The 13,220-nt window shown below is 29.7% G+C and carries 9 protein-coding genes and 2 tRNA genes; 4 read left to right on the top strand and 7 right to left on the bottom strand.

Annotation, left to right across the window (positions count from 1 at the left end; genetic code table 11):
- Positions 1–83: 83 nt before the first annotated feature.
- Positions 84–2,201 carry an HD-GYP domain-containing protein gene (locus GOY08_RS11005; protein ID WP_158998956.1) on the top strand — a complete coding sequence of 706 codons (2,118 nt, stop codon included), beginning with the start codon at positions 84–86 and terminating at the stop codon, positions 2,199–2,201.
- Here GOY08_RS11005 and GOY08_RS11000 read toward each other — a convergent pair whose 3' ends face one another.
- Both GOY08_RS11000 and GOY08_RS10995 read right to left on the bottom strand, forming a co-directional pair.
- Positions 2,202–2,972 (bottom strand): substrate-binding periplasmic protein, encoded by a 771-nt coding sequence (locus GOY08_RS11000; RefSeq protein WP_158998955.1) that lies wholly within the window; start codon positions 2,970–2,972, stop codon positions 2,202–2,204.
- 107 nt (positions 2,973–3,079) lie between these two features.
- Positions 3,080–4,264, bottom strand: a complete 1,185-nt coding sequence (locus GOY08_RS10995) for a hypothetical protein (protein ID WP_158998954.1) — start codon at positions 4,262–4,264, stop codon at positions 3,080–3,082.
- Between the two features lie 207 nt (positions 4,265–4,471).
- On the opposite strand from GOY08_RS10995, the gene GOY08_RS10990 reads away from it, so the two are divergent.
- Positions 4,472–5,131, top strand: a complete 660-nt coding sequence (locus tag GOY08_RS10990; RefSeq protein ID WP_158998953.1) for a hypothetical protein — start codon at positions 4,472–4,474, stop codon at positions 5,129–5,131.
- 4 nt (positions 5,132–5,135) lie between these two features.
- On the opposite strand, the gene GOY08_RS10985 is transcribed toward GOY08_RS10990, so the two are convergent.
- The 4 genes from GOY08_RS10985 to GOY08_RS10970 all read right to left on the bottom strand — a co-directional run bounded on the left by GOY08_RS10985 (position 5,136) and on the right by GOY08_RS10970 (position 8,176).
- Positions 5,136–6,629 carry a hypothetical protein gene (locus tag GOY08_RS10985; RefSeq protein WP_158998952.1) on the bottom strand — a complete coding sequence of 498 codons (1,494 nt, stop codon included), beginning with the start codon at positions 6,627–6,629 and terminating at the stop codon, positions 5,136–5,138.
- 564 nt (positions 6,630–7,193) lie between these two features.
- Positions 7,194–7,832, bottom strand: coding sequence for an HAD family hydrolase (locus tag GOY08_RS10980; RefSeq protein WP_158998951.1), 639 nt, complete (start codon positions 7,830–7,832; stop codon positions 7,194–7,196).
- A gap of 46 nt (positions 7,833–7,878) precedes the next feature.
- Positions 7,879–7,955, bottom strand: a tRNA-Glu gene (locus tag GOY08_RS10975).
- A 145-nt stretch (positions 7,956–8,100) separates the two neighbouring features.
- Positions 8,101–8,176, bottom strand: a tRNA-Glu gene (locus GOY08_RS10970).
- 224 nt (positions 8,177–8,400) lie between these two features.
- Between GOY08_RS10970 and GOY08_RS10965 the strand changes: the two genes are divergently transcribed.
- Both GOY08_RS10965 and GOY08_RS10960 read left to right on the top strand, forming a co-directional pair.
- Positions 8,401–10,677, top strand: coding sequence for an aconitate hydratase (locus GOY08_RS10965; RefSeq protein ID WP_158998950.1), 2,277 nt, complete (start codon positions 8,401–8,403; stop codon positions 10,675–10,677).
- Between the two features lie 162 nt (positions 10,678–10,839).
- The gene (locus GOY08_RS10960; protein WP_158998949.1) at positions 10,840–11,517 is read left to right on the top strand and encodes a hypothetical protein; all 678 of its coding nucleotides are present in this window, start codon (positions 10,840–10,842) and stop codon (positions 11,515–11,517) included.
- A 207-nt stretch (positions 11,518–11,724) separates the two neighbouring features.
- Here the strand turns inward: GOY08_RS10960 and GOY08_RS10955 are convergent, their stop codons facing one another.
- A complete protein-coding gene (locus GOY08_RS10955; RefSeq protein ID WP_158998948.1) occupies positions 11,725–12,975 on the bottom strand; it encodes an MFS transporter in 1,251 nt (416 codons plus the stop codon).
- Positions 12,976–13,220: the final 245 nt, after the last annotated feature.

Here is a 13,220-nt window from a genome sequence, read left to right as displayed (position 1 = left end):
CAATAAATGCCCATCAATAAAAAAATAAACTTCCGATCAAAGAGATAAGTGACTACTAAATTTTATGACTTGGAGCATATTTAGTGACAATTTCACCGTTCCATAACATTGATATTGTTCTAATATACAAACCTTTTCATTTTTATTTATCGATAAGTGACATTACTGATGTAAAATTAAACATCATTGAAAATGATTTAGATGAAGAAATTAATCAAAAATTAATTGACCATGACAGACTAAAATTATTTATTTTAAAGCCTCAACAGTACAATCAAAAATTTGAACAAATACAAAAATTTTTAAACACAGGAAACAATTCAAAGCATATAGGATTTCTGCTAGTCGAAGACCCGCAAGAAAAATGCACTATTTTATTGAGAAAAAAAATAGAAAAATATTGCAAAAGTAACAACATTATTAATTTTTTAAAAACACCTTTAGCAAAAAATCAGTTCTTTTATGAGGTCAGAAACTCTATACAAACACTATTTTTAAAGTGTAGTTATGAATATCTAGAAGCTTTTTCTTTTTTAAGAGATGTTGAAAGTAAAGCAATTAAAGATCTTAGCAAAGCAATGACAAATAAGTCATTTCTAGCAAAAGATTTTATTGATCTAGTTTTGAAAAAAAGCATGGAAATAACCATGGCAGATGCTGGATTTATTTTTATTAACGAAGAAAGTTTTCACTCAGAAAATAAAGGAAATTTTGCAAGTAAAATACAAAACTTAAACCGTCCATTAAAGTTTTACCAAAAAGGAAAAATTTTAAATAGCCAAAAAATATTTTTAAGAAAAAACTATTTAGATCCAAGTCATTCAAAAGTTACAAGACACTTAGTTGAAAATAAAATAGGTATTTCTTGGTTTGACAACAAAAATAATTTAAACCCAAAAGAAAAAATAATAGCTCTAAAAAAAGTTTCACCTCTCAATGAAGTAGACTTTGATAGTAAAACGTATAAAATTCGCTCTTACTGCGCATTTCCAATTCTTTTACCATCTGGTGAAATGGAAGGATTTATTCTTTTGATTAATAAAAGAGTATCAGAAGATCATATATTAACTAAACAATATGATATAGAAAATTATGTTACTAAGTTTAGTTCGCATGATTTAGATTTACTTGAATCATTTACTAATCAAGCAGGTATTGCTCTAGATCATTCTAAATTAATTTATGATTTAAAAAAAGTTTTTGAATCTTTCACTGCAGCAAGTATAACTGCAATTGAATCTAGAGATCCAACTACAAAAGGACATAGTGAAAGGGTTGCAACTTTAACTGTAGGACTTGCTGAAGCAGTCAATAAAACAAGTACTGGAATTTACAGTGGTCTAGAGTTTTCAAAAATTCAAATAGAAGAAATACGGTATGCTTCTCTTCTCCATGATTTTGGAAAAATTGGTGTTAGAGAACATATTTTGAATAAAGAGAAAAAATTATTTCCGCATGAATTAGAAAATATAGAGTCAAGGTTTATTAATTTACAAGATAAACTTAAAATAAATATTTTAGAAAACTACATAAATAATTTACTTTTAAAAAATCAAGCCCCAAATAATATTGACCTAGAAAAAATAAGAATTGAAATTGAAAAAACTACTGAAAAATTACAAAAATTTTATAAAATAATTCAAGAAGTGAATGAGCCTGCAATTTTATCGCAAGAGTTTTTTGATAAAATATCTGAAATAGCGGCTACAAAAATAATAGTTGGCAATTTATCTTTCCCTTTACTGACAGAAAGAGAAATAGAAGCATTAAGCATTAAAAGAGGTTCTTTAAGTCAAGCTGAAAGATTAGAAATTGAAAGTCATGTAACACATTCTTATAATTTCTTAGTTCAAATCCCATGGTCTAGTGACTTAAAAGATATACCAGAAATAGTATATGGTCATCATGAACGCTTAGATGGATCTGGTTATCCCAGAAATTTAAAAGGAAAAAATATCCCTGTTCAAGCTAAAATGATGGCAATAACAGATATCTACGATGCACTTGTGGCACGAGATAGACCATATAAAAAAGCTGTACCTTATGAAAGAGCGCTCAGTATTCTTGAAAGTGAGGCTAAAGCTGGAAAGCTTGATTCAGAATTATTTAGGATTTTCGTTGATGCAAAAATTGGAGAGTTGACTCTCGACCAAAATGAAATTGATGCCAAAATTAACAGTAAACAAACTTCAGTAGCTTAATTATATTTCTTTTAAATTATATTGTTTGAACAATTTTTTAAGAGCACCACTACTTTTTAATTTTTGGATTATTTTATTTACAACTTCAATTTTAGGATCCATATTTTTTCTTGCAATTATTCCTAAATTATAAATTTGATCGGGTTTATTTGAAATAATAATTTTATCTTTAACATCAGGATTTTTATTTAAATAAAAATCTAAATATGAATGAGTTACTATACCAATATCTCCTCTATCATATAAAATCATTTGAATACTTCCATCATGATCTGATGTTAATTCTGCACGAAAATTTTTCTTTAAAAAATCTATATCATTATTATAGCTTGCGAAAGCATAATGATATCCTTTAATTCCAACAAATTTTTTATTTTTCTTATCATTAAAATAGCTTTGATCACGTCCTTCTTTCTTTTTAGTTATATAAACTTCTTCATCTTTGGTAAGTAATTCTGAAGAAATTACATCATAATCTTTCCATCCCCAAACAATATCTTCAAAAAAAACCATATCAAATTGATTACTCTTATAATCAATATATCTACGACCTGAGGAAGTTGGTACAAACTCAAATTTGTAATCATTTTGAATTTTATTCATTTCATTTATCAGTTCAATTGTTATACCAGTTTGTTTAGCACTTGGATTATGCTGATCTACATAAGGGGGGAAAGTGTATCCTCCAACTTTTACAGTTGTAGAAGGAAAACCCTTGTTGTCTAAAAGCAAAATAAAACAAACTAAATATTTAAATATACTTTTTTTCACACCCCCCCCTTTTTATTAATATAAATTAACTATAATAGTTTTGAGATTTTAGTTTAGTTAAAAATGACTAAATTTTGACTTATTAAAATATTAAATATTGTTTTCTTTTAATTTCTAAATTTTCTATTGTAACCTCTTAAAATATCATTTGCTACTTTTGTAGTATCATCCATCAAAAGTTTAGTCGGCTTTTCTGGATATTCAATTTCACCTTTTGCATTGAATTTTGATAAATACCCATTCTTATAAGCGGCTTCTAAAGTAAGTTTATGTTCTTCATTCATAGAACTAGAATAAAAAGCGATAACATTTTCTGGGTTTAAATAAAAAGGTAATTGTCCAATTAAAGAAACAGACTCGCCTGGAAAAATAAAAATACTCTTTGTTTTATATGATAAAAACAATATTGGATCAAAAGAAGAGTGCTTGATTCTTTGTTTTCCATTTATTTCAAAAGAAAAATTAAAAAAAACAAAAGGAATTTTATTTTTGTTTAACAAACTAACAAAATATTCACTCACTTTATCTACTGCATTTTTCCTTGACTCTCCTGTTTTATATTCATGCAAACAGATAACAGCACCTGTTTTAGGATCATATTTGCCTGTCCTAGGTCCATTTTGAACAATTACTGTTTTTTTTGAATTAGATTTTTTCCAAATATTTTGGACATTTCTAAATAAATTATATGCTGATTCCTTAGAAAAGAAATGAATTTTATTATTGCTATCTGGAGCGTCTCCTGGCAATAAAACTGTAATATAATTTTTTTTCAGATCAAATTGTTTATTGTAATTCCATTTATCATATGAATTTTGTAATTCTTTAATTGTAGGATTTATATTAGGAACTGTTATTGTTTTTGAAACATTAGGAATATCTTTAACACTTTCAATTTTTTCAATATTATTTAGACTTGCTTCTGGTATTTGCAGATGATCTAGTTTTAGCTTTTTATAGTCTTTAATTTTTGCTGAGTACTGATGCATTCCCCAGTATATGTAGTAATTATTGTCTAATAACTCATCACTAATTGCTTCAAGAGCTTCCCCTCCTTTCTCACCTGCAGTTAAAAGTAGATACTTCGTCTCTTTTTGAAATTTTATATTACTCTCTTTTCTATTTACTATATCTTTCAACTCTTTTATTATTTTCATTTTACTTTCATTAGCATTAATTGAATATATTTCTTTATTTTCTAACTTTGATGATAATTCTTTTTCTAAAGATTGAATATGAGCTGCATCACCAGCTTGCGAAAAACTATATAATAAAATTAATTTAGTTAGCATAAATTTTTTCCAATCAATTTACTTTTTTTTAGCTACTTATAACTGTTCATCTATCTAATCTGCTTAAATAAACTACAATATCATTTTTTATTAATACAAGAATATTTTTTAAGATATTTAACTTTAAGAATTTAATTTTTTAGGCATTTGCAAACATAAAATTTGTCATTTAGTTGTTGCTTTTTATTTACTTAGGAGGAAATCATAGTGTTAAAAAAAATGCTTAATAAAATTACTTTAATTTTAATTACTTTTGCATCATTTCATGCTTGTACAACAACAAGTAAAAATGAACAAAATACTTCTGTATATTTTAGAAAAGATATTGCTATTAAAACTGATAAAATAATACTTTTTCCAACAATGTATCTCACAAAACATAATTTTGTTGAAGAAAATAAAATTTTTAAAGGCACATTAATCGATGCTAAAATTACATCGAGTTGGGCAAGTAACCTTAATAAGGCTACATTACTTCCAATTCCTCGTCAAGTTTTAAACGAAATTCCAGCAGCCTGGGAAAGCATGTATATTCTCGCTTCTATGATGGATAACTCAGAAGAAATTAAAAAAAATGTAAATAATTCTGTGTTGGAAAAGTTTGTACACAATATCACAAAAAAATATGGTAAAAATAGTGTTTTAGCTTTATCTGTTGTTTTTGAAAATGAAAACGAATATATTTCAACTCATACAGTTCATAAAAATATAGGATTATATGATACAAAATCTATGTCTTGGAAGTGGATTACAAAAGATACTTTTGATTCAAGTTTTATTCCAGTCCCATATGATGTAGCAGTTGGAAAGATAATTAGTAATTCTTTTGATGCTGTTAAAAAGCAAAATAAAGATAAATTATTTTAATTTTTTATAATTTAGACTGTAAAAAATTTTTATTTTTTTCAGCTAATTTTACGGGATCTATTGGACTTTCCATATCAACAAAACTTTCGTAGTGATCTGGGGAGTACCAACGTTTTCCTGATATTCTATCTACTATCACCCTTTTTGCATCTCTAACCCTAACATGCTCTTCTACAATTGGAATATCAATTTCATAAAGATCAAAATTTTCTGTTAAACCTTTAATTCGTCCTTCATTATTCCAAAACTTTTTGGCTGTATTAAAATCAATTAAATCTGAAATACTATATGCTCTAGAGGGTACTTTATGCCTTGCATTTCCACCTAGCTTATACATATCAATACGCAAACTTCCTGTTCTCTGAAAAGGATTGGCAGCTGTATTTATCTCCTCGCTTGAATGTGTTTTCAGCATGTCAGAATAAGATAACTTTCTTTGTCCCATGGTGTTAGGATTTTGCGAACTACTCGAAACCAATTGCTCAGCAATTTGTGATGGTCTACGCTCTGCTCCAAGATGGCCATTTCCAGAATTTATATCAACAGCACTTACGGAATGAGTAATTTCATTTATTCTTGTGCCAAATGGATCCATTGGTGAAATAGCACCATCAGTTGACGGAGAATTAACATTTGAAATTGTTTTTTCAATAGGTACAACTCTTCTATTAGCTCCTCCATTATTTGAAGTTGCTAATGAATTTGGCCTTGTTAATCCTGAAGGAACTTTACCTCCCTTTAAAGCACCCTTAATGGGTCCTGATGTGATGATATCTGCACTTATTTCAGCAATTAAAGATCCTACAGTTGTATGTGATGTTGTTACTAGCCCTAATGGGTAATCCCAATTTGGACAAATTAGATTATCTGCAACAATATATCCCCAATCAGATTCCGCTAAGGCATTACCCGCTGCTCCAACAAAACGAAACTCATTTCCAAAAGTACTTGTACAGAAATTAACGAGCAATCTACAAGCCTGTAATCCATTATTTGTTGCAATTTGATTTTTAGCTATCGCTACTTGATTATTAAAGCCTGAAATACTAGCTCTTTTATTTCTTTTTAAATTTTCATTAGAAAATTCTTCCCACGCATTCCAATTTTCCAATTTTTCCCATTCATTTGAGTCGCTAAATTTCTGATTGGAAGAATCAGTATGTAGCTGCGCTTCTAATTGAGAAGTAGGCTCTGTATTTTGCTGTCTAATAGTCATTTTTTCTTCTGTACTATATGCTGATATTGTTCTACTAAAAAGATTATTTAAATCTAAATTTAAAGCACTATGCAATGCAATAGGCGCATTAACAATTTTAAGATTTCCTTCAAGCCAAAAATATTGTGTATTAGGATTAGGTTCATTTTTATTGTGATATGGAGCCCAATGCCATTTAGAATTACCATTGGAACAAAATAAGTAGGAACCATCAGCAAAGGCATTTGAATGAATAACTAAAGTAGAAATCAAAAATAACACTTTTTTATTGAAATTAGACATAGCAAACCTCATAGATAATCGTTTTATGATCAAATTTAAAAAAAAATAAATACTAATTAAAATTCATATAAAATAAATGTTTATTAATTTTTTTATTTTATTTTATTATTCTGTTTTTATTTGTTATTTTCTTAGTACTAAATTTCTAACAATATGATTTAACATATATTAAATTTTTTATGACCGATTAAGAAAAGACAAATTCTGATAATCGATTTAATTAGATTACCAAAAAATTAAAAAATGTCAAATTCGGTAAAAATCTAAACAAATTTCTTTGTAACAATTAATATGAACGTAAAAACCTGACTAGTTCTTTATCAATATTTTGATAGGACATAATATTTTTCCGCTTTTACGTCTGAATAAAAAGAACTATGATAGCTTAAATAGGGATGTGTAGATTCAAGATTTCATTTTTTATTTGTGCATTTTAAATGGATACAAGTAGAATATTTGCCTTATTGGAGGCATATTATAAATAATATTTTAAGGTCAATAAAATATAAAGTAATATTTTTATTCCCAACTTGTAACATAATTTTTAAACTTTCAAAAAATATTTTATTTAGTGAAGCATGAAATATTTAATTCAGGAACTATAATGTCTGCTTGATACAATTCTTCTTTAGTATGAGATGTTGTCAATGCTATGCAAAAAGCATTGGCTGCTTTCGCTGCTTTTACGCCACTAATGGAATCCTCAATAATCACCGTTTGATTTACTGGAATATGTGATAAATTTATTGCTTTCAAAAAGCCTTGTGGCGACGGCTTACTTTCAGTAATATCTTCACATGATATAATATTTAAGAATAAGCTTTCTATCCCTAATTTTTTTATATGAAACAATATTTCATTTTTACTTGCACCTGACACAATTGAATAAATAAAATTATTTTTATATTCATTAATAAAATTTATAGTAGATGGTATAGCTACATCTTCTGTTTGAATAATTTGCATATAAATTTTATTTTTAATTTTTATAATTTCTTCAATACTAGAATCAATATTCAGCATTTTGAAATAGTCTTCAAAAGCCTTTTCATTCGTTCTACCAATAAAAAATTTGAAATATAATTCTTCTGAAAAATCATGATTAAAGCTTTCTTTTAAAGCAATTTTTGATGACAAAAAATGAATTTTTTCATCATCCACAACCACTCCATTAAAATCAAAAATAACATGTTTTTTTTCCATAATACAAAACCTTACTTTTATACTTTTTTATTTTGGAAGAAATTTTTGGTGACCCTTACGGGATTTGAACCCATGTTCCCATCGTGAAAGGATGATGTCCTTGACCTGCTAGACGAAAGGGTCAGAAAAAACGACTATTGAGTTTTATTCTGTAGCAAAAAGATATTTTTGATACAATGCAACAAGAAAGACATTTATTAACAGATTAGATTCAAAGACAAAAAAAAACCAACCTAGCTAGGTTGGTTTTTTATCAATAAGGAGTGAATGGTGACCCTAACCGGATTCGAACCGGTGTTACCGCCGTGAAAGGGCGGTGTCCTAGGCCTCTAGACGATAGGGCCATTACTTCCGTGAACGGGTTAGTATTCTTTCAGAGGAAAAGAGTCAAGCGTTTTTGAAATTTTTTTTTCACAGAAGTCTAGAGGACTCAGATATACATTTTTTTTATAGCTGAGAAGAAATTATTATGTCACACTTTGTTTTATATCTACCGACAAGAAGTTATGACATTTTATAGCGCACATGTTTTAAATACATGAGCTTGTTTTGTTTTTTGGAGGTTTTTATGGTTCAAGATCTTGATATGGTTAAAAAAGTTTATGCAAATTTTAAATCTAATGTAGATGCTGCCCGCAAACTTCTTGGCCGACCGATGACTTACACCGAAAAAATTCTTTACGCACATTTAAAACCAGCAAACGGCTCAAAAGGAACCGAATTAAATAACTTTGCACGTGGAAAAGACTACGTGGACTTCTTTCCAGACAGAGTCGCAATGCAAGATGCTACTGCTCAAATGGCTCTTTTGCAGTTTATGTCTGCAGGAATCCCAAAAGTAGCCGTTCCTTCAACAGTTCACTGTGACCACCTTATCCAAGCTGAAATTAACGCTAAAACCGACCTAGCAACAGCAAATAAAGATAACGCTGAAGTCTATGAGTTTTTGGCAAATGTTTCAAAAAAATATGGAATTGGATTTTGGAAGCCTGGTGCTGGTATTATCCACCAAGTTGTTCTTGAAAACTACGCTTTTCCTGGTGGAATGATGATCGGTACAGATTCACACACGCCAAATGCAGGTGGTCTTGGAATGATTGCCATCGGAGTTGGTGGCGCAGATGCCGTTGATGTAATGGCTGGTATTCCTTGGGAACTTAAATTTCCTAAACTTATTGGAGTCAAATTGACTGGCTCTTTAAAAGGCTGGGCTTCACCCAAAGATGTTATCTTAAAGCTTGCTGGCATCTTAACAGTAAAGGGCGGAACTGGTGCTATTGTCGAGTATTTTGGCCCTGGGACTACGACTCTTTCCTGTACTGGGAAAGGTACAATTTGCAATATGGGTGCTGAAATTGGTGCCACTACTTCACTATTCCCATATGATTCCCGTATGGCTGACTATCTTAAAAAGACAGAGCGTGCTGAAATTGCAAAACTTGCTGACGGCCTAAGTGAATACTTAAAAACAGACATAGAAGTAGAAAAAAATCCAGAAAAATTTTACGATCAGGTCGTTACTATTGACCTTGATACCCTTGAACCACATGTAAATGGTCCATTTACCCCCGACTTAGCGACTCCTATTTCTCAATTCGCAAAAGCAGTAAAAGACAACAACTGGCCTGCTCAATTAAGTGCTGCACTCATTGGTTCTTGTACGAATTCATCATACGAAGATATTGATAGAGTTGCATCAGTAGCAAAACAGGCTGCGGCGCAAGGAATAAAATCTAAATGTGAATTTCTAATCACTCCAGGAAGTGAGCAAGTTAGAGCAACCATTGAAAGAGATGGACAATTAGGCATTTTAGAAAAGCTTGGCGCAAATGTAATGGCGAATGCTTGTGGGCCATGTATTGGTCAATGGAAGCGTCATGGAGCACAAGAAAAAAATTCTATTGTCACAAGCTTCAATCGTAATTTTACTGCTAGAAACGACGGCAACCCTAAAACACATGCATTTGTTGCCTCACCTGAAACAGTCATTGGCTTTGCTTTAGCTGGAGATCTTTCCATCGACTTTACAAAAGAGCCTGTCATGAATGACAAAGGCGAGAAAGTCATGTTGCAAACACCAAAAGGGCTTGATCTACCAGACAAAGGCTTTGTAAAAGATGAGCATGGATATGTTGCGCCTGCAGCTGATGGCTCTAGTATTTCTGTAAACATCAACCCACAAAGTGATCGTTTACAAGCTTTAAGTCCATTCAAGGCTCCGCATGTTGAGAATGATTTTAATAGTTTAAAACTTCTTATCAAAGCTAAAGGCAAATGCACTACAGATCACATTTCAATGGCTGGTAGCTGGTTAAAGTACCGTGGGCATTTGGATAATATTTCAAATAACCTACTTATTGGCGCGATCAATGCTTATAATGGTGAAGCCAATAAAGTGAAAAACCAATTAAATGGAAATACTGGAGCAGTTCCGGCTACTGCCAGGGACTATAAAGCTAATGGAATTGGTTGGATTGTTATTGGAGAAGAAAACTATGGTGAAGGAAGTTCGCGTGAACATGCAGCGCTTGAACCTCGTCACTTAGGCGGTAAAGCTATAATAGTTAAAAGCTTTGCACGCATTCATGAAACAAATTTAAAGAAACAAGGCATGCTACCTTTAACTTTTGCTACTCCTGCTGACTATGAAAAAATTAAGGAAGATGATACTTTTTCACTAAATGCAAAAGATTTAGCACCAGGTAAGCAGCTTACTTTAACTGTAAAACATGCTGACGGACAAACAGATACTATTTTGTTAAATCACACCTTTAATGAGCAACAAATTGGCTGGTTTAAAGCAGGAAGCGCTTTAAATTTAATCGCAGCTACTTCAAAAAAGTAACACTTTATTTATAAGTGTTACTTTTCTCCTCAAATTATTCTTATTTCCTTTTAAAATAAATTACACTTAATAATGAAGAAAAACATTACCTATAAAACAAGAGAGTTTTCAATTTAGTTAATTTAACAAATAGATTAAATCAAATTAGAAAGGAAATATTCTGTGCATAATTATTTTAACAAGAATTTTATATTAACATTAATTTTAAGTATCATATTTTTTTTACCTGAATTATTTGCTGAAGAAAAAAAGACTTCATGCTGTGGTGTAATAAGTCCAGCAGGAAATTCTCTTCTTAAATTCTTAGATGAATCAGGTGTAGAGCATCTATGGCTTGCACACTTGCATGTAAATTGGGAAACAGGAAAACCAGATAAAAAAGCTGATTATAAAGGCCCTGGAAAATCTACGCATTGCAGCGCTTTTGCTGCAGCTATGGCAAAAAGACTCAATATCTATATGTTAAGACCACCAGAACATGGTCAAATATTGTTAGCCAATGCACAAGCAAGATGGTTTGGAACTCATGAGGGGATCCAAAACGGCTGGAAAAGCTTAACAAATATGCAAGAAGCACAAAAACTAGCAAATGAAGGTAATTTTGTAGTAGCCACTTTTCAAAGTCCAAACCCCAAAAAACCTGGACACATTGCAATTATCCGCCCAGCTGAAAAAACCCTAGAGCAATTGCTTTTACAAGGTCCTGATATTATCCAAGCAGGGAGTCAAAATAAATTATCATGGAATGTTAAAGCAGGATTTGAACACCACAAAGGTGCTTGGCCCAACAATATTAAGTATTTTTACCATTCACTGACAAAAATTTCCGAGCCTAGATAAAAAAATTAATCTGTTTAAAAATGGTATTGCAGTTTGAATAGCAAAATATATTTACAAGAAAAATTATTAAAAAAATTTTAAACTTTAATTTCAATCTAATTTTAATTTAATAAACTTTATTACCAAACACTTCTAATTAACAAAAATATATTTAATATCTAGAATTAAGCTTATAAATATTTTTTGAAAAAGTAATTAATTGCTAAATTAACCTATAATTTTTTTCTCTATAAAATCTTCTTTTTTATCAATTTGCTTTGCATTTATAAAAAAGTACAGACTTGAAACGTAAATTAGATATAATAAAGACAAATAACCACCTAATTTTATATTGCTTAAATCTCTGTATATAAAGTTTGCAAACTCAGTACCACATGCAAGGATAATGATTAGCATAACACTAAATAAAGCACTTACTATTCCTTTGGGTAATTCCGATGAAAAAAGGAGCAAACGTGTTATAGGTGAACTTACTAAACCTAATCCTAAGGAATATAAAGAGAAAGCAAAAACCATTACATAATAATGCTGATTAAGGAGAATAGAAAATACAAGACTTGAAAACAATCCTATACCAATTAAAATTGTTCCAATTTTAATAAGAACTTCTAAATCACATTTTTTAATTAAAAACTGCAAAATAATTACACCTAAGATAAACGAACCAAATACTGGTATTTGATATAAACCGTAATCAAACCTTGATAATTCAGCTTTTCTCATCAATAATAATGGAGATAACGCAATCCAAATTATTATTGAAAGTTCAGCAAAAGAAAAAGCCAATACTCCAAATATAAATTTTTTATTTTTGAATAGTGCTTTATATTGCAAAGCTGTTTCCCTTAAAAAATTTCCACTTTTTTGCTTGGCTATTGAGTTAACTTTTGCATCAATTGGGAAAAAGAAGTAAAGTCCTATCAGAGCTATACATGCAAAAAAACCAATGACTAAATTTATTCCACGCCAGTTATAATATTGTAAAAATAAACTTCCCGATAAAGGTCCAATTAATGGGGCAATAATAGATATTGTTGTCATAATAGAAATTATTCTAACCGCCAGCTTTTCTTCAAACATTTGTTGTATTTTGGCATATCCAATCACTCCAATATAGCAAATACCCATGCCTTGAAGAAACCTTGAAACCAAAAACTCCTCAATATTTCTGGATAGTCCATTAACTACTGTTGCAGTCAAAAATAATAAAACTCCTCCAAGCATAATTTTACGACTGCCATATTTATCAGAAAGAGGTCCTAATAATAATTGTAAAGTAGCACCTCCAAGCACAAAAATAGTTAATGAAGAGGCTATAAATGAATCTGAAACATTAAATTCATTTACTATATTAATCATAGCTGGCATAATCATATCATTTGCAATATATACACTGAACTCGTAGACTAGTAAAAAAGTAACAAATAAGAATGCAAGTGTTTTATTTTGTTTTGACATAAAAATCTCTTAATATTTATAATTCTACAAGAAAAATGAATTGTTATATAAATAATATAAGCAATTTAGAAAATAAAAAAACAATCTATAATTTAAAAATAATTAAGCCAAAGCTTATTTTTTTTACAGTAAAATCTATAACATAGACATTATAGACAAATTTTTTATCACAGAAATAAATATAGAGCAAGGGTATTTTTTTAGAAAATAGTTATAATTATTAATAATATTCTTTACTAATAATA

This window comes from Pigmentibacter ruber, from assembly GCF_009792895.1.
GTDB lineage: Bacteria > Bdellovibrionota_B > Oligoflexia > Silvanigrellales > Silvanigrellaceae > Silvanigrella > Silvanigrella rubra.
The sequence above is the reverse complement of the archived record's forward strand: the minus strand, read 5'-3'. Positions and strand labels throughout refer to the sequence as shown.